The organism is Haloferax larsenii, from assembly GCF_024730625.1.
In the GTDB taxonomy this organism is placed as follows: domain Archaea; phylum Halobacteriota; class Halobacteria; order Halobacteriales; family Haloferacaceae; genus Haloferax; species Haloferax larsenii.
Map to the genome: position 1 here is coordinate 471,701 of NZ_CP078063.1, position 17,635 is coordinate 489,335.

Genomic DNA, 17,635 nt, shown 5'->3' on the forward strand with positions numbered 1-17,635 from the left:
GAATAACGAAAAAACGAATACTCGAATGACGAGGAGAGGCAGAGAAGATTGCGAATGTCGCTATTGAGTAACGGTAGTATGACGTTGCCTACTAGTCCGAATCTCTTCTGCAACTTTCGTGATTAGAGTTGGGGGGACAGCGTTTCCAACTACTGTTTCTGCATCCTCGTTTCTTGAAGGAAGCTCGAACCAACGTGGGAAATCCATCAGTAATGCAGCCTCACGGAAAGTGATTCCACGATTCTGTGAGGGGTGAGTGAATCTCCCAGAACTTGGGGTCGTACATTTTGTTGTCAGTGTTGGCGCTGGTTCGTCCCATTCCATAATCCCGTAAGCGGAAGATGCCCCAGATTCCCTGTCTTCGTGACACTTTTTGATGCGGTGTTCTTCGTCGGTGCCCCGGAGGTCCATCCAACTACCGCCATGTTTGCGGATTGCTTCTGCCATTTCAACCGTACTTTTTCGGTGGCGGCGTGCACGGTGTGCTGGGTCATCTGGATAACCGTCAATTCCGACTTGCTTCTGTCCAAGTTCTAAATCTTCCTTTAGATCGTCGCGACGGATTGTATCCCGAACCGTTTTCCACTCATTCAGATTGCTATCTCTGGGTGGATTCTTGGCGTGAGTCGCTTCAGGTAGCCGAACGTCTTCATTCGGTGCACCATAAGCGAAGAGTCCAATCGTACGTTTTCGCTTTTGTGGGACACCGTAGTCGGCTGCGTTAACGACCCGAAGATCGTGGCCGTATCCACCGACATCTTCTGAGTCTCCCTCGCGAGTCGTAGTTTCCATCTGCCGAATCAGCCAATCAACGTACGCTCCGGGAAAATCGTCCCCGGCGTTCATGATGTTACTTACATTCTCGAAGACAACAAAGTCTGGAACTTCTTCTTGAACGTGTTCAACAAATGCCCGAAGAAGGCTGTCTTTCGGTTTTCCGTCTGGCCAAGGTTCAGTATCTCTTAGGCTACTGAAGTTTTGGCAGGGAGGGCACCCACAAATAACGTCTACCTCGCCAGACTCGAGGTCAAAGAACTCTAGAATATCACCAAATGTGACCGATGGTAGATCCCCGCCGACTTTCGCGTCCTCATACTCTCGGCTCAGATCTGCTTGGAGCGGTTCGTCAAAAGAGACAGAACCGGGGTAACTGTCCAGATCCTTATTACAGAGATTTGTCTCGTAAGTGTCTAATGCCGTTGCGTCAGCATCTACGGCACCAACTACATCGAACCCGGCCTTGACAAACCCCATAGAGGCACCACCTGCGCCACAGAACAGGTCGAGGACTTTTGGCTTCGTCACGTGTTCTCCACTCACTGTATTAGATGTCGGGCTCTAGCAACAAAAAGCCGACGTCTTTTTTGTGCAATCGTAATGTCACTATTCTCAATACTCATAGCGACCAATTAGTTGGTGGGGTATTCTCATCCAGTATCATCATAATATTCACACTTCTTGTTCACAGGACACTCTCTACACTTCGGATTATCTCGGGAACATATGGGCGCACCGAAATCGAGCAACGCGAGATTAAACTCGCGGTGAACGATAATTCTCGTGCCTCCAGTCGAGGAGTGTGTTTCTGAACTGGTCCTGACTTTCCATCGCAATTCAAAAATTCGTTTATCCAGATGTTCAATATATAATAGCAACACGGATTGGTTGATGAGGTTTAACAGAAACGACCTCGGTTATGACCGTATCGCAACGTTTGATATCGAGACAACCCACTGGGACGCTTCTCAAGGTGAGGTAGTCTCCATCGGGCTTGCCGTCCACGAACGGGGGACACCACTCTCGAATGCCGAGTACAAGCTTCTTCATCGAAAGCCCGCGCTTGACGAAGCTGCTCTAATCCGAGAGGCGTACACTTGGCTTGACGAAATAGATGCGGGGTATCTTGTATCTTTCAACGGCCGGGATTTCGATTTCCCGTTTTGTGACGAACGGCTGGAACACCTTGGTGCCTCAATTGACCACCCCAAACTTCATACACCACAATCGCATCTCGACCTACTCCACGATGACCGCAAAGCCCTTGCAAACCAGCGAGGTGAGAAGTGGCCTAGCCTTGAGGAGGTACTAGTTGCCTACGGTGAGTCACCTGAGCCCCTAATGTGGAAGGGAGAACCGCTCGACAACACGCGATTTGGAAAAGAGCTCGGACCAGCACTCCTCAATTCAGTTGCTAACAACGATCAAGTGACTGCAGAGAAATTGATGACAACAGTTGAGGAGTACCTCCGAGACGACCTCAAAAAGAATCTCCGGATGTACTACTACGACATCGGTGAATTGGAACCGCCTGTGCCTGCTAACGACTGAACGACTCAAAACCACTTTACCAGTCTTTGTTGAGATAGCTGTTAACCTTCAGTCGCTCACCTCCAACGACTCTCGATACTTGTCCGGTACCGAAGCCCGAGAACAGAAGTATTGCAGCAGTCCTTCACCTCTTGCGGTGGGTAGCGGTCTCGAACATCCTCGAGGTTCTCCTTCGATTCCACCAAATGAGTCAACGCTGCATCAAGTACAACCGACATCGGCGGGTCGTCATCAAGACCGTTGGCAACGATCTCTGTAGCTCGGTCTAAGAGCAATTGTCGTTCGTCGGTGAGCTTCAGGCTGGTTCGCTTGGTCATTTATGAATCACCGTATGCACCGGGGGTCGATTTGCGTGAATCTGGAGTGAACGAGAGTCGATTCTTCTTATACTCCGGGTGACCCACGACCTCAACCGTGATGGGCACCTGGTCGAATCGGTCCGAATCTATGCACGGTGACTGCTGTCGACGTCGACAAAGGTGCATACATTGAGGATGCTGTATACATTCGCGGGCAACCCCGTGGGGGCGGAGTCGAAGACCCCTCCGTACGATGCTACTGGTCGAATATTGGTTGGTTCGACGCATCGAGGAGACCGGCCACCCATTGTGTGATGGGTGTTTCGGTCGATAATTCAAGCAAGAGAGTACAAGACAAATTCAAAGTCTGATTAATAATTCATCACGTGAGATTCACCCGATTCATTGTGCTAACCTGATGATTTATTTTCTTATAATGTGGAACAGGTTACAATGAGTGACGAAGCAGACGATGGCAGAGATGACAAAGAAGATGATTCCTTCAGACAACCCACACAAGACCTAGATTCTGCAATTAAAACATTATCTCAGATAAACACCAACACCAGGAAATTATATGAGGCAATTGACAAATATCAGGAAATTGACCGAAAACTGACTCAGGTATTCTCTTCTTTGGATTTCAGCAATCTTGAACAAGCGGCTGCAATTTCAATTAACCCAAAATTGTTCCGCCAGGTTGAGTCTCTTAACCAAACTGCAGTTTTGGACATGTACAAGGTCGTGGCAGCCACAAGAGATGTGGAAGCCGCGACAGCAGAAGAAGAGGATCTTGAAGATGGAGATTTAGAAGTAGCAGACAATGTAGAGGCGACATATTACGATCTTCTTGCGACATACGTCTCAAACTATAGTGGAAACATCTCTTCCGGGGTTAGGAGTGCTGCAGACTCAATATTATCAAGCGACAAAATCCAAGAAAAGAGGGATTCCGTAGCAGAACTATTCCACCGAGCAGATGAGCAGACAATAGAGATGTTAGTTTCCGTGACGTGGATGTGTATCCAGATTATTGTCGTCTTGATGCTCGGACGTGTTGGCAGTGAAGATAGCCGATAAAATATGATGGACTGGTTAGAGAAAATTATAACCGAAAACCAGAAAATGGCGTTATTTCTCCCAGCATTCGTCTTGTTTTACGTCTCTGCACGGTTCCAATCCCTTCCAATTTGCACATATAAATTTTCGGTTGGTTATTCAGATTTTGTGTATACAGGGCTTCCTCAATCACTCTATCTTGTCGGAGCAATAATCGCAGCTGTTGGTGGAGGAATAATCTACTACTTGATAGACCAGGCAGAGACAGAGGACAAGAATAACGAAAGTGAGAAAACCGCCAAAGATGTTTTACAGGAACAAATTTCGGATAACCGACTAGGTAAAACACTACTTGTGACGGTTCTATCAGTAGGGTATGTGATTTTATTCATCCTGTCCATCGTTGCCTCAGGCTTAAGACTTTGCCATGGTGACTTGACAATCATTGGAATTTTCATGGTATATGTTGTCCTATTCGTATTAGGAAATGCTGAGAAACTTTTCACTTAATAGGAATTGGTCATATGCCACCGTCGAAGTTTGTTCAGTGCAGAAAATATAGAGACTGTCATTTGAACATTAACTCAGGGAATTCCGCAATCCCTCCATCCGAAACATCGCGAACCACATACACTCCCTCACCAAGTCGCTGCACGTGCATCTGCTTCCCATCCGATGCTTGACCGTCCTCGAGGACACCATCCATCTCTAACTCGTCTTTGTCCAGCGCAATCAGTGGCGTTCCGTCGTGGTTCCGAAGTTTTCTGAACATCTTCACGGCGGTCGGCCACCCGTCTGTACTTAATCCTTCGGACGGGGTGAGAACCCCGATAGGGTTGAGTTGCCCAATACTCAGGATTTGCTGAGTGTTATTGCAGAACGGGTGGCCGCCGTCTTCGTAACATGTCAAAGATGGCTTTCGACCCTGAAGACGCCGCCGCGACGATGGCGACGTTCATCGGGGCATCGGCAATGGCTGGAATCGCATCGTGGTCGCTTTTCGACGTGACACTCTCCGACGTGGCGTTCAACCTCGGTGGGAGCGGCGTCACCCTGGCGACGCTCCTCACCGCGGCCGCGTTCATTTTCACGGTCGCAACGAACGACAATACCTCGTTCTCGACGCTGAAGGAAGACGCAGAGAAACTCGACCAGTGGTACTACGTGTCCGTCATCGGCTCTATCGGACTTCTCGTCGCATGGGTGTTCATACCCGATGTGAGTAGCTTCGTGCAGTCGCAAGACCTGTGGGGCGTCCTCTACGTGGGGATTAGCCTGACCGGGCAGTTCGTCTCGGGGTGGATTCTGTAATGGTGGACCTCGACCTCGACGCCGAGATGGCCGCCACGATCGGCGCGGCCGTCGGCTCCATCAACTACGGTGCAACGGAACTGCTCGGAACGAACTATATGGCCGACCTGCTCGGTAGCAACGTCGGTCTCGGGTACATCGCCGTCGGCGCTGCGGGCGTTGTCGTCGTCACCGACCACCTCGGCGTGACTGAGGTGTTCGACGAATGACGGCGACGTGGAAAGACATCGGTGCGGTCGGTCTCCTGGTCATGGTCATCGCGTCGATCGGGGCGCTCGCCCTCGCGGGTGGCGCGGCCGCGACGGTGACGACTGATACGGCCAACTTCACGAACATCACCGACGACGAACTCGCCAACGAAACCCTCGACGTGACGAACGACACTCGCTCACTGTACGTCGAGCTCGACAACGACACGTACAACGCGACTGGGCCGGCGAACGTCACCGTCTACGGCATCGACAACGGCACCGAGACGCAGGTCGACAAGGTGCAGATCGAGGCGGCTGCCAACTCGACGGAGATGTACGAGTACACCTCCATCGACACGGCGAACTACTCGAGTTACCGCGTCCTCGTCGAAGGGAACTCGTCGGACATCGAGACGGCCGCTATCGACATCGGCACCGTCGCTGAGGTGTCGTCTGGTGGTGGGTGGCTCGACGGCGGGAGTTCGTCGGTCGGTGCGGGCGCTATTCTGGTTCTCGCCTTGCTGTTCGTCGCCGGGAGGGACTAACTTACGATGAGACTCGAACTGTTCGCAGGCGCGTCGTTCTTCCTGAACGTCTTGCTCATCGGCTTGCTGGTCACAGTCGGGGGTAGCGCATGAAGCGGCGAACTTTCATCAGGGGCGCGGGGGTAACCACCGGTCTCGCCGTTGGCGGCATCGGCTCGATGTCTCTCGATGATGGGCCTGTTCAAGAATCCGAAGCAATCGCACCAATCGTCATCGGCGCTGCTGCGCTCGGTGGCGCAGTCGTCCTCGGGTGGGCACTGCGTGAGTTCGAGGTAATCGGATCGGATGCACCTGCTGACGGCCTGACTGCCTCAGCTCTCGAAACCGAGTGTTACAACACCGCACAGGCTCGCGAGTCGAACAACAAAAGCACGTTCATCGACAACCAAAACATCCTCATAGGCATCGAAGACGCTGCCTACGGCGACGGCAAAATCGCTGCAATCGAAGCCATCAACAATGGCGAAACCGAGTCTGCGACTCTCGATGCTGCGACTGCCGCCGTCGACGCCTATGAAACCACGGTCGTCGGAAACTTCCTCAAGTCGTGGAACGAGTCGGTAAACGAGTTCTATTCCGTGCTCACGGCCTGTGAGAATCACGGCTCCGTCGCCAAAGACGACTTCTTCAAAATCGCCACCACGTCTGGCTACTCGACGTGGAACAACTGGAATGACTCCACGACCACGGCGTACACGCACGCCGATGGGACCACCCTTCAGGTACAGAACATCGAGTTCTCTGCCGACGGATGGGACCTCTCCGGCGGTGAGTGGACTGGCACTGGCGGCACAGCACACTGGAGTCCGGTAGAGTTCATCCACGACGACACCTCGGACAACCCCGATGACGTTCGCGTCGATGTGCTCGCTGACGCCGCAGACTTCGACTACCTCCACTACGAAACGTGGAGCACTCTGTTGAACGACCTCGAAACCGCGTTCCAGAACGTCCGCACTGGTCTCGGTACGTGGGTTTCCAACATCTACGGTCAAGTTCAGTCCGGTGAACTAGACACGACGGATCTTCTCACGTCCAGCGAACTCGCTGCTCTCAAGTCCGACGACGCTGACTTCAATCAGGCTATCGCTGACCTGATGGCGCTCAACATCGCTGTCGAGATGGAAAAGGAGGTAGAAGTCTACCTCCCGAACATCGGCGCGACGCTGTACGGAGATCTTGGTGTTACGGGTGAGACGACACTCTCGACCGGCACGGTCGACCCGACCAGTGACAGTTACTCGTACTACCTCACCTACGACGTAAGCCTCGGTCAGGGTACGTGGGACGCCTACAACTCTGGCATAGATGGCGGTGTCGTCACGTTCACGTCCGAACCGTTCGAGGCCACCGAGTACCTCATCCACACCACTGCTGGAGAGACGGCCACCGTCACTGCTGACGACTTCACCGACAACGGTGACAGTACGTGGGACGCTGACCTGTCTGCCCAACTCGACACGGCAATCACGAACGTCGATTCTATCGACTACGAGGCGACCGTCGACGAAACGCAGTACGAGACGGTTCTCCTCGACCAACCGTTCGAGATAGTCACGTTCCGGGACCCGGAGGGGAACGAGTCAAGTTCTGCTGACTACACCAAAACGCAACCTCACGACGACACCAACTACATCACCAAAGAAGAGTGGCAGGCTCGCGAGGACCGCTATCTCGAACTCATCGAGATGTATGAGGAATCCCAACCATCCGGCGGTGGCGGTGGTCTAATTGACGGCTCACTCTCGGGAACAGACACAGGAATCATGGCGGCGCTCGCCGCCGTAGCGATATACCTACTCGGAAGTAACTAACCACGAATCGCCCGCGAAACAACTCACATCTGAGACTCCTTCCGAAGCGAACCATGCGCCGAATCACACTCATACTTATCTTGACCTTGACCGCAGTCGCAACGCCCGCACTTGCCGGCACCGTAGCCGCACAGGAAGCAAACCAGACCACGACGGCCACGCCGTCGAGCACGCCAGAAGTAGACCGAACAATCGAACTCTCGAAAACGACGTCAATCACTAATTGGCGATTCGAGAACGGGACGTTCTACATCACGTTCAAATCGGAACTACCGACCCGAATAGCCATCACTGACGCCGGGAAACTCTCGCGAATCCTTAGTGAAGGAGAAGGCGAAGCGGCAGGGAAAGCCCGAATGCGCCGCTTGACCCTGACCCCCGGAACGACGACGGTGAAATTCAACGCCGAGGACTTCAACGGAGCCAGCGCGGTGACGATCTCCTCGAGCAACGCTGATGGAATCGTCGCGCTCCGAAGTGACGCAGTACGAGCTGGGAACCCACCCGTCAAGTGGGGAACTGCGAATGCGCTTGTCGGTGGGGCCGCAATCGTCACCGCCGCAGGGACGTTCCTGTACGTGAAGAAGAAGCGCGAAGACAAGGAGATGACCGCGGAGAGGTTGCTCTAATGAAGCGAAACGACGCCCTCAAACTCGGCGGTATCGGTGCCGCGGCCGTCTACGCTGGCGACGTGGCACTCCCGCAGTGGACACCGCTCGCCGTGGGGATGTTCGTTATCGCAGGTATCGCCGCGCTCGTCGCGAGTGGAAAAATCGACGACCTCATACCCGACCCGCCGACCGTCTCGCTCGCCGTCATCGACGGCGGTAACGACGAGAAAGTAGAGCACTGGGAACTCTCAGAAGACCAATTTGTCGAGATGGAAGTCGCGGCAGGAAGCCTCAACCCGCTTACTGAGAGCAAGGGCGAATCCTACGAGTGTTACCACTACGACGACGAGCGAAACCTCGCAGTCGGAACGTGGCGCGGGATGCGGCCGCACTCACACATTGTCGGTCACCACGACATCGACGAGGCCCTCAACATCATCAACGAGATGATGAACTACCTCGAGCCGGAGGCCCGACGCGGCCAGCACATCAGGAACAATCTCATCTCGATAGTGCGGATACTTGACCGCCAACGCGCGGCCGCACAGAACGCTGCCCTCGAGGGACATCTCGCTCCGAACATGGGCGGTCAGACTATCGACGAAGTGATTGCGGAGACGCTACCGGAGGACCTCTTACCCGACCGACTTTCGTCGGACGACGCGAGCGACGACTTCGAGGACGACCTCGCTGGCATGGACATCGTGTTCGACGGTGACAGTGACGCCCTCGAGCCCGTTGACCCGATGCTCAACGACGGAGGAAGCCCATGAGCAATAGCAAAAACGACCAGTACGCCGCCGCACAGGGCCGAACCTATCTCCGGGGCGAACTCGGTGACAAGAGACCCGAGTACGTCCGCCGGTTCGCCGGTCTCGTCGACGACGCTCACACACTCGATATCCTCAACCACTACTGCTCACTCTGGGCAGACCGCGCGGGCAACTTCCTCGATACTCGCATGGCCGAGGTTATCATCTCCTCTTCCGCGACGCGCTCGATAAACACGGCCTACGAGTTCGGAAACGTATCGCAGTTACAGGGTATGGTCGGTCTCGTCGATAGGACGAAAGACGGCGACGAAGGTCTCACCCGAATGGCCCGGATGCTCACCGACGAGGGTGCAATCGGTGCTGTACTCGGCCCACCCGGTTCCGGGAAGACTGCGATGACGCTCGATATCGGTCGTATCTGGAAAGCCGTCACTGGCGGGAAGGTCGTCACGAACATCAAGTGGGACGGTGGGACACACATCTCGGGTGCTCGGGAGATGCTCGACGAGATGGCGAATTTCGATGGTCCGGTTCTCGCCATCATCGACGAGGGAAGTCAGTCGCTCACCTCTCGCGGTGCTGAGGCGCAGTCTGCCGACCGATTCGCCAAGGCGCTCAAGTACGTCCGAAAGAAGGAATCCGGCGACAAGTACGCGAAACGTGGTTCGGTACTCATCGTCGGCCACACCCGCGCGGACACCGCGAAAGACCTCCGACGACTCTACTCCGCAATCTTCGAGAAGCCGTCTCGCGCTGACCCCGGCCGTGTGAAAATCCTCGAATCGACTGGCACGACAGACAGATTCGAAGAAGTGGCCGAGTACAAGGGCATCACTGACACTGCCGAACGGTACGACGAACACGAGGCTTCCTCGTTCGCCGTCGACCTCGAGGATGAGTCTGACGACGACCAGGACGATATCGAGACTGCCGACGACGCGAGGCGGAAGGAAGCAATCTCGACAGCAATCCGTGCCGCCCGCCCGTGGAACGACGACGGGATGAGTTACGCCGATATCGGCAAGGAGAACAGCCAAGATACCGAGTACCTCGTTCCGTACTCGACCTCTTGGGTTGGCGACAGAGTGCGAGAGTGGCAGAAGGGACAACATCGAGACCTCGTGGCGGCCCCAGATGGAGAAAGCGCATGACGACATCGACCCCAGACCATCACCACCACCACACACCCCCCGTGGTCGCATACTTACTTACACAGTGGAGCCGATTGGCGGTCCCCCGGTGGTGGCCCGTCCCCCGTGGAACCGGAATTTTGGTCTCTGTCCTCGAGGATATCGGCGCGAAGACGTCGTGGGTCAAAGGTCATGACGAACCGAAGTAAGAAAGCGGCCCACTACGGCGCACTCGCTGAGCATGCTGCTCGACAGAGGTACGGTCTCGAGCCTGCGCACTCATCTTGGCAGGATGCCGAGACCGACGACGGCCGCCCCGTCGAAATCAAAGCCGCAATGATGAATCGGAGAAGTGGGAAAGTCGGTCGATTTCGAGTCTTCGAGGATTACCATGCTCAACTTCGGCGAGAAGGTGGCTTGTACGTATTCGTACTCTACGAAGCGACTGGTGGCTCTGGGGGAGGCGGGATTCGAGTTCGGAATATGCGCTCCCTTGAAGCCGATGCGCTCAGGCTCCAGTTCTACGGTGCAGGTGGACACCGTAATTCGGCACAGATGAAGATCCACCCCCGCCAAATCTTCTGATTTATGGCTCTGTTAGAGTCATCCATTGTAGAGACTGTAGTCTCTATAAAGAAGTCTACTTAGAATCTAAAACTCAGTAGATCAATCGTTAGACAGCGATTTTGTCGGCTGGAGACGGACGGCGTGATTACTTTCCACCATCAATTCCGATACGACGGCCCTGTACAGGAAATCCACTTTCTCCCTGAACTTCTCGGTGTTCTCTTCTTCATCCTCGACAATCTCATCACCAATGTACACCATCAGAGGCCGGTTTTCACTCAGGATATTGTATTGAGAATCGTAGCTGAACCCGGAAGGATCTGGTGAGTCGCCGAACCACTTCTGAACTATATCCAGGCCTTCGCTACTGAGCAGATATCCGTGTTTGATGCCGGAGGACAGGGGCACCCAGTGGATTTTAACCACACTCCGTCCGGAAATCGCTATCTCAGCTGCTTCACCTATATCGATGTTATAGTCGTTTCTCTGCCGCCAGTCGAAAACGGTGTTGTGGAATTCTGTGTCGAGTGGGAGGAAGAGATGGTCAGGTTGCCGGACTTGGCTACACCACTCCTGAAAGTTCACATGGGTGGGCTCATCGAACGGGATTGTCTCGATATCATTGTTCTCAGCCTTTTGATTCAACTGGCTAAGAATGTAGTGACGCTCTCCTAGCCTCAAGCGGCGGACATAGCTCTGGATAATGTCGAGTGGGTGTTCGGAATTTAGAATCTCGATGGGTGTCAGGCTACGTTGTCCGATTTGATTGTACTCAAGGCCGGAGTGACCTCGATCTCTCGAAGGGAATTCCCAGTTTCCGATAGTACCGTATCTCTCTGAGAATTTTTCCTGGAAGAGAGTAACATCACAGATCTCGGGTAGCAGGGTTTCTTCGGAGTACTGGTAGTGGAAGAGGCGTATGAAATCCCTAATCTTGTCGAATTCTAGTGATTGAGTCATGTTACTCTGAGTCTCCTCTAGCTCCTTGGAAGAGGTTCCCCTTCTTTAGCGATATTTGCTGGGGTCTCAGCTTCTTGTTTAGCTTCAGCCTGTTCTTCTTGAAGTTCGTCGACTTCGGCTTCTTTGGATAGGACGTCGGCACGTTTTTCTCGCTTGAGAAGGTCTCTGTAGTCCGATTCGTGCTGGTGATCTTGGTACATCAAGAACATGGCGATAACGAAGAATGCGACTCCTGCTCCCGCGATATATTTGTTCCACCAGTTGGGAGGGTAGTTCAGGTGAACCTGAGTGGAGTAGTAGATTGACGAGGCAGAGAGGATGAGGAAGACTATGGAAGTCCGTGATTTTCTAGCCTCCTCAGCTAACTGACTTCCACTCGCCATATTCTCAGTTCTTCTTCTTGCTTCTGGTGCAGCCTGTATAAAGTATAATGATGGACCCCCGACCTGTACCCAGTACGGTCTCAACAAACTACCAGCGACTGTGGGTTTCAACAGTGCAAGTTCGGCCCAACTAACACCTATCTACCAAACCGCTGTTTCAATTCCTCAAAAAGCTGTTTCTCAACACTTGTCCCGACACGGGCATAGTACCGGTAATCCACTGCACACGGTCGGTCCAATTCTTCAACCTCAATAATCAATATTGATTCGTCAGAGATTTCTAAAACTTTAAAATCAGGATATATCGGTGGGCGGAATTTCTCACTGGTAGCTAAGTTCGCAACACGAAGTTGGAGGCTCTCGATATCATCAACCCCGTAGATTGACCCATCATCATTTACGCCAATAGCGACCACTCCACCAGCCGTGTTTGCGAGTGCAGCAATCTCTTTACCCATCTTATCTGTCCCCGGAAATTCCCGCTTGAATTCAACTTTCTCTGATTCACCAGCCAATATCTCTTCAACAGTTAGCCCAGCATACCTCGGTTCCCGCGAGATTCGGGAGTCGGTCTCGATGTCAGGAGAAATCCCTCCGTGATTCTTTCTCAGTGAATTTTTGAACTGTTCTTCACCAATCCTCATCTCGTCTATTTCAACTAAACCATCTGATGAAAGGACTTCAAGTCGCTTTTCGGTTCGCTTGTACTGTGAGGTGCCATATCCAGAATAGTCTGTTCCGAGTCGGACGAATGTCGCCCAGCCCCTCATTCCGTTCGAACCCAGTAGATGCGGGTGGTCCACTCGTACAGCGTAAGAGAAGTTCTTCCCATCTACATCTGGATCAGGATGGACAAACCGGCGGACAAAAACAGGCTCAGGTCTGTCGAGTTGCTGCCTGATTCGTGCAATTCCTTCAACAATCGAGACGAAGAACGCACCCTTATCTAAGCTATGTTCATCAAGTCGCTCTGCGTGTTCCCACAGCAAGAGCTGCTTCATCTGCTCTTCTTTTCCAATAACTGGGACTCGGTCATCGGCAAACAGGTGTGCTATTTCGTCTTTTGGGAAAGGCTCAGTGAGCCTCAGTGGTGAATCCCCAAGTTCTACCCCATGTTTCTCGCTGAACGGCTGGAAGAACTGCCGCTGTAGTTTCCCGTAGAATCTCTCGTCGATTTTCTTCCATTCATCAATTTGATGCAGGTCATCAAATATTGAAGCATCAATCTGGAGCCGGTCGGCGAATAGTCGCCAGAGGTATTCCAGCCCTAGGGTGTATCCCTGAATTCCTGCATCCAGTTCTGACTGGTCGGAGAGAAGAATATCAAAGTCACTAACGTATAGCCCCCACGGCATGTTTTCACGCTGATCAACGAGGAACGTGAAACACTGTTCAGCGGCAGCCCACGTAGCCGCTTGGTTCACACTTAGCGTATCGGGAGCTGCATGAACTTTATCTGGGAGCTGTTGCGTAAGGGGTTGTACTAATTCCTCAGTCGTTCGAACAAGCCGATCTTTGAGTTCATCTGAGGTTGTTGCAAGCGCAAGTTGGCGGTTATGCTGATTGATTTTCCGGCTGAGTGCTGCGGCTTCACAGTCACTCTGGACCTTGTCGATGTCACCCAACTCCCTGAGACTTTTCAGGAACAGGTAGTCCTTCTCAATTTCTACTGGCCCACTTTGCACCAAATACGAGTATCCAAGTGCATGAAGAGTAGACCGGGTTAGGAGACGATAACCCTCCAAGATATCATCCATCATTCGGATATTGTGGTTCTCTTCACCCCATGTGAGAAGGCCATCAAAATTAGATACTTCTTGGAGCAATTTGGCACTTCCAATTAGTCTCGTTACCGAATTATCGCCATCTAGTTCATCTTCAGACACGTTTAATCACTTGACAATAACCGACTTTGTCTGTCGGATTAACTTTTTCCGCCCCGAGTCCCACCGCACTTCGCGCCTGACTTTCGAATGCGTCAACTGGAACCACACAGGCGGAAGGTTATTTTTTGAAGTTGTGACGTTAGTCACACTCGCTAAGGGGATGGTCGCACGCAGTGCGACCGACCCGCGGCGGAACCGGTGCGTTGCCGCCGCTCGCCGGTGTCGTAGCCTCCACCCGAAATGATGGCTTCGGGGGAAATCAGGGTATTGTATATAAAAGAAAGAGACGGCGAGTAGTGTTGCCACTCACGAGGGCCAGTCTATCTGAGGTGCTGACTCGCGATTGCGGACTGCTTTGGACCGTATGCCTGGTCGTACTCGATGATGGCGTTGTAGAACCGTCCGGCGTCGAGTCCGGCGTCACACCATGCGGAGTAGCCGGCGTCGATCACGTCGGGCAGGTACTCGCCTTTCGCCGTGCTGTTCTTCGACTCGGTCAGAATCGACCGAACGCGAATCTTCACTCGCTTCGAGCGATCGTCCATCCCCTGAACGACTTCGGCACCGTATCGGTTGAGCCAGTTCTGAAGAGCGCGGCCGGAGCGCTCCAGGTCACGTGGGTCGACAGAGAGGACGTTCTCGATGAGCCGAGCGTTGGACTCTACGACGTCCTCGGTAACAGAGACGATTTCACGGACCTGTTGGGACATCTTTGAAGAGACCCACGAGACAACACGGTTGTCGCACTCGAGGAGGCCACTGAGTCTCTGGAGCACGCGGTAGACGGTCGCTTCGGACCAGCCAGTCTCTTCGGCGGCCTCGTCGACAGTTCCCCCGTCTGCCATGGCGACGTATTCCAGTACGTCGCGGTCAGAGTCTTCGAGCTCTTGGAGCGTCCGGATGATAACCGACTCCTGAGACGCCTCGATCTCCGGCGTCGGGTCATCCCAGAATGCGATTCGCCGGTCGGATTCTTCGGGAACGAAGTGGTCGTCCTCAACGCACCATGACCCCGGCTTCGTTGGAACGCCTGCCCACTCGAGCACGTTCATCATTTTCTCTTCCAGGTCGTCGACGAGTTCGTGGCGGTCGCTCCATCGAACCGATTGGTCTTGGTTCAGATTCTTCTTGTAGAGCGCACCGAGTTTCGGGTGGTACAGTGGGTCGTCACTCGACTTCTTTCGCACGTGTTCGGGATGGTAGTGCTTGAGTTGCATCCCGCGCGGTCGGTGACGACTGTTCTTCGATATCTCCTCGATGGCCTTCCGGTCGAATCGGAGTTGGTGGTTGTAGCCAACGACCTTCTCGTTGTTCGAATCGTAGACGACGTGAGAGCCTTCCAGGTCCGCGACGAGCATGAAGAGCTTCATGAAAACCCCGTCGCTGTGGACGAGTTTCTTCGCCATGTCCCGAATGATACGGATGTAGCGCTCGTGCTGGGTGATGGTCGAATACTCGTGAGGCGTCTCCGTGAAGTATCGTCGAGACCAGTCGAACCCGACTTTCTCGCAAACTGCGCGTAGTATCTCCCGAATCAGGTGAGGAATCTCGTCGAGTTCGACGTTGACAGTGTTGTTCAGTTTGACGTTGGTTGCACGGCCAAGGTTCGCAGGAACGCTGTTCGGCCGGTTCTCATCGTCCCACGCGAGACGAGGTTGAATAATGATCGGGAGTTTTCGCTGTCCTTCGCCGTAGGCGTTGATGTCGTACTCGAGGAGCGAGTTGACCGTATCGCGCTTCGAGGGAGACAACCCGGACTCGTGGAACCCGAGCGAGACCGTCCATGTCTCCGCACCTGGCGCTTCGTATCGTGGTATCTCTACCTCGATACCTTTCGCACCGCCGTCGATGTGGTTGTACAGCTGACGGACGGCCCAATAGGGAGAGTCCTCGTACTCCGTGTACAGCAAATTGCCACGAGTCTCGTGGGGTGCAGAGGCTACGTGGCTCATCAGCGGTCATCTCCGACGAGATCACGGCCGCAGCGCTCGCAACGATGGAGCTTTTCGCTATCGTGGCCGCAGGTTGGACACTCGGCGGTCACGCTGAGCCACCTCCGATCGCTCTACGAACGTCGGTATCTGTTGCGTCGAGTGCAGGGTGACGAACGGCCGTCCGACTCTCGACGTGGTAGAGCCTCGAGGCGCGGACGAAGCCGACAGGCGTCACTTCGACCACCTCTCAGGTTGACCACCGTGACGGCCGAGCGAATGCTGAGGATCTGGAATCTTGACCTCAAGCCCAGCACCACTCCCACGGTGGAGACGAACGAGCGTATCACACTCGCGGCAGCGGTGGACTCGGTCTTCGGAATCACCGTAGACTCGCCGGAAGTCAGACGTGACGTGTGACCCGCAGTTGAGACAGCTACTCGTGTCACTCGCGGACTCGAGTAGCATCACTGCGACCACCCCCAGCAGTGGCTGGAAAGTGTAAGAAAATGCGGGAAAAGGGGTATATACAGTATGGGCCGGCTCAGATTCGAACTGAGGTTACGGCCACCCGAAGGCCGAAGGATACCAAGCTACCCCACCGGCCCGCATTCTGACGCAAGCCACGGTCGGCTTTAACAGTTGTGATTAGCTACAACTGACAGACCGTGTAGCATACGACTCAGTACTGCGAATAGCCCGCCGTATCGAGGTAGTTGTGCGCCACCGTAATCGAGTGGTCGGCGTGCAGCACCTCGGGGCCGAGTCGAACCCGCTGGTCCGACGCCTCGGCCAACAACTCGGCCTCAGCCTCGGTGAAGTCGTTGTGGTCCGAGAGCACGAACAGCGGATTCTCCGGGGGTTCGACATCCACGACCGGGTCGCCGTCTTCGTGCAACTCCACCACGGTCGCGTCGCGCGCGGCGTCCTCCAGCGTGGTCTCGAAGCCCATCCGGCGAATCGAGACCCCCGGCGACGACTCCGCGGGCATGTGGCCAATCGCTTCGTCGCGTTTCTCCAGCGCCTTGCGAATCAGGGCGGCCGTCGAGCGCTCGTCGGGGTTGAGCCGCCGCAACTCGGAGCCTTCGAAGCGGACGGTGTACTCGTCGCCGAGGACGAGGTGGACGCGCACGTCCTCGCGAATCGCGTGCGAGAGGAAGAACGCGGAGTTGACACAGCGACAGAGTACGTCGAGGCGACCCGCACCGCCCGCGATGTCGTCGAGCGAGAAGTCGGGCGTCGTCGGGGCGTCGTGGCCGAGGACGATGAATTGGCGCATAGACGGAGTCCGCCCGAGAGCGTCTTAGGACTGTCCACTCATGACGGCGAGAGTAGCACCCGGCTATCGAGTCACGAAGGAACACATCCGGTCGTAGTGGTCGGGATTGCACTCCTCGATGACGGAAATCGTGAGGCTGTGTCCGTCGCGGTATTTCGAGGGCTCGGAGTCGTCGAGATACTGGGCGTTCGCGACGACGCAGTCCGCGTCGCGCGACGTGACTGACCGTTCGTTCCAATCTCCGTCGTCGACACGAACGGCCACCTCGTAATCGCCCGGGACGTCGCCCCAATCGCAATCCGCGACTGCGCCGTCGTTGAAACTGCCTGTTCGCCCCCGAACGTCGTGAGACGAGTAGTGGACTTCTGTTCCGTCTCGAATCACCAGCAGGTCGAACTCGTGGGGTTCGGTGTCGATGTTGTGGACGCCGAACCACCCGAGACGAACCGAGGGGCCGAGCGTCTCTTCGAGCGACGAGATGCACCCTGCAGTGAGTGCCGTGGTCGTCGCGCCAATCGAAGCGAGGAGGGACCGGCGGTTCATAGAAATTTCAAGGCGGAAACCCACG

Annotated in this window: 21 protein-coding genes and 1 tRNA gene; 11 read left to right on the forward strand and 11 right to left on the reverse strand. The window is 54.5% G+C overall.

What is annotated here, in order from left to right; translation table 11 throughout:
- Positions 1-60: 60 nt before the first annotated feature.
- Positions 61-1,320 (reverse strand): DNA cytosine methyltransferase, encoded by a 1,260-nt coding sequence (locus KU306_RS02485; protein WP_258302773.1) that lies wholly within the window; start codon positions 1,318-1,320, stop codon positions 61-63.
- 348 nt (positions 1,321-1,668) lie between these two features.
- Between KU306_RS02485 and KU306_RS02490 the strand changes: the two genes are divergently transcribed.
- A complete protein-coding gene (locus KU306_RS02490) occupies positions 1,669-2,328 on the forward strand; it encodes a ribonuclease H-like domain-containing protein (RefSeq protein ID WP_258302774.1) in 660 nt (219 codons plus the stop codon).
- A 56-nt stretch (positions 2,329-2,384) separates the two neighbouring features.
- Here the strand turns inward: KU306_RS02490 and KU306_RS19025 are convergent, their stop codons facing one another.
- Complete coding sequence (locus KU306_RS19025; protein ID WP_425499534.1) at positions 2,385-2,645, reverse strand: DUF7386 family protein; 261 nt, start codon at positions 2,643-2,645, stop codon at positions 2,385-2,387.
- Between the two features lie 435 nt (positions 2,646-3,080).
- Between KU306_RS19025 and KU306_RS02495 the strand changes: the two genes are divergently transcribed.
- Positions 3,081-3,707, forward strand: coding sequence for a hypothetical protein (locus tag KU306_RS02495; protein ID WP_258302775.1), 627 nt, complete (start codon positions 3,081-3,083; stop codon positions 3,705-3,707).
- A 3-nt stretch (positions 3,708-3,710) separates the two neighbouring features.
- Positions 3,711-4,196 (forward strand): hypothetical protein, encoded by a 486-nt coding sequence (locus KU306_RS02500; RefSeq protein ID WP_258302776.1) that lies wholly within the window; start codon positions 3,711-3,713, stop codon positions 4,194-4,196.
- Between the two features lie 58 nt (positions 4,197-4,254).
- Here KU306_RS02500 and KU306_RS02505 read toward each other — a convergent pair whose 3' ends face one another.
- Positions 4,255-4,458: a DUF8053 family protein gene (locus KU306_RS02505; RefSeq protein WP_258302777.1), complete on the reverse strand. Its 204-nt coding sequence runs from the start codon at positions 4,456-4,458 to the stop codon at positions 4,255-4,257.
- A 131-nt stretch (positions 4,459-4,589) separates the two neighbouring features.
- Between KU306_RS02505 and KU306_RS02510 the strand changes: the two genes are divergently transcribed.
- The 8 genes from KU306_RS02510 (at position 4,590) to KU306_RS19110 (ending at position 10,646) form a co-directional block, all read left to right on the forward strand.
- Positions 4,590-4,997: a DUF8023 family protein gene (locus KU306_RS02510; RefSeq protein WP_258302778.1), complete on the forward strand. Its 408-nt coding sequence runs from the start codon at positions 4,590-4,592 to the stop codon at positions 4,995-4,997.
- On the forward strand, positions 4,997-5,206 hold the full coding sequence (locus KU306_RS02515; RefSeq protein WP_258302779.1) for a hypothetical protein: 210 nt from the start codon (positions 4,997-4,999) through the stop codon (positions 5,204-5,206). The genes KU306_RS02510 and KU306_RS02515 overlap by 1 nt, the downstream gene beginning before the upstream one ends.
- Positions 5,203-5,733: a hypothetical protein gene (locus tag KU306_RS02520; RefSeq protein WP_258302780.1), complete on the forward strand. Its 531-nt coding sequence runs from the start codon at positions 5,203-5,205 to the stop codon at positions 5,731-5,733. The genes KU306_RS02515 and KU306_RS02520 overlap by 4 nt, the downstream gene beginning before the upstream one ends.
- 89 nt (positions 5,734-5,822) lie before the next feature.
- Positions 5,823-7,547 carry an Env/VP5 family phage fusion protein gene (locus KU306_RS02525; RefSeq protein WP_258302781.1) on the forward strand — a complete coding sequence of 575 codons (1,725 nt, stop codon included), beginning with the start codon at positions 5,823-5,825 and terminating at the stop codon, positions 7,545-7,547.
- Between the two features lie 53 nt (positions 7,548-7,600).
- Positions 7,601-8,176 carry a DUF8063 family protein gene (locus KU306_RS02530; RefSeq protein ID WP_258302782.1) on the forward strand — a complete coding sequence of 192 codons (576 nt, stop codon included), beginning with the start codon at positions 7,601-7,603 and terminating at the stop codon, positions 8,174-8,176.
- Positions 8,176-8,931, forward strand: a complete 756-nt coding sequence (locus KU306_RS02535; protein ID WP_258302783.1) for a DUF8125 domain-containing protein — start codon at positions 8,176-8,178, stop codon at positions 8,929-8,931. Before KU306_RS02530 ends, KU306_RS02535 begins: the two co-directional genes overlap by 1 nt.
- Positions 8,928-10,082, forward strand: coding sequence for a hypothetical protein (locus tag KU306_RS02540; protein WP_258302784.1), 1,155 nt, complete (start codon positions 8,928-8,930; stop codon positions 10,080-10,082). The genes KU306_RS02535 and KU306_RS02540 overlap by 4 nt, the downstream gene beginning before the upstream one ends.
- A 171-nt stretch (positions 10,083-10,253) precedes the next feature.
- Complete coding sequence (locus KU306_RS19110; protein WP_484494624.1) at positions 10,254-10,646, forward strand: PD-(D/E)XK family putative nuclease; 393 nt, start codon at positions 10,254-10,256, stop codon at positions 10,644-10,646.
- An 81-nt stretch (positions 10,647-10,727) separates the two neighbouring features.
- Here the strand turns inward: KU306_RS19110 and KU306_RS02545 are convergent, their stop codons facing one another.
- The 8 genes from KU306_RS02545 to KU306_RS02580 form a co-directional block, all read right to left on the reverse strand.
- Complete coding sequence (locus tag KU306_RS02545; protein ID WP_258302785.1) at positions 10,728-11,588, reverse strand: hypothetical protein; 861 nt, start codon at positions 11,586-11,588, stop codon at positions 10,728-10,730.
- Positions 11,589-11,605: 17 nt separating this feature from the next.
- Positions 11,606-11,971: a hypothetical protein gene (locus KU306_RS02550; protein ID WP_258302786.1), complete on the reverse strand. Its 366-nt coding sequence runs from the start codon at positions 11,969-11,971 to the stop codon at positions 11,606-11,608.
- A 137-nt stretch (positions 11,972-12,108) separates the two neighbouring features.
- A complete protein-coding gene (locus KU306_RS02555) occupies positions 12,109-13,857 on the reverse strand; it encodes an AlbA family DNA-binding domain-containing protein (protein WP_258302787.1) in 1,749 nt (582 codons plus the stop codon).
- A gap of 320 nt (positions 13,858-14,177) precedes the next feature.
- Positions 14,178-15,809 carry a helix-turn-helix transcriptional regulator gene (locus KU306_RS02560; RefSeq protein ID WP_258302788.1) on the reverse strand — a complete coding sequence of 544 codons (1,632 nt, stop codon included), beginning with the start codon at positions 15,807-15,809 and terminating at the stop codon, positions 14,178-14,180.
- 213 nt (positions 15,810-16,022) lie between these two features.
- The gene (locus KU306_RS02565; protein WP_258302789.1) at positions 16,023-16,256 is read right to left on the reverse strand and encodes a DUF7563 family protein; all 234 of its coding nucleotides are present in this window, start codon (positions 16,254-16,256) and stop codon (positions 16,023-16,025) included.
- Positions 16,257-16,323: 67 nt separating this feature from the next.
- Positions 16,324-16,396: transfer RNA gene (locus KU306_RS02570), tRNA-Pro, on the reverse strand.
- A gap of 74 nt (positions 16,397-16,470) precedes the next feature.
- Positions 16,471-17,067: a tRNA (pseudouridine(54)-N(1))-methyltransferase TrmY gene (trmY, locus tag KU306_RS02575; protein ID WP_074793485.1), complete on the reverse strand. Its 597-nt coding sequence runs from the start codon at positions 17,065-17,067 to the stop codon at positions 16,471-16,473.
- A 63-nt stretch (positions 17,068-17,130) separates the two neighbouring features.
- Positions 17,131-17,610: a hypothetical protein gene (locus KU306_RS02580; protein ID WP_007541880.1), complete on the reverse strand. Its 480-nt coding sequence runs from the start codon at positions 17,608-17,610 to the stop codon at positions 17,131-17,133.
- Between the last annotated feature and the right edge of the window lie 25 nt (positions 17,611-17,635).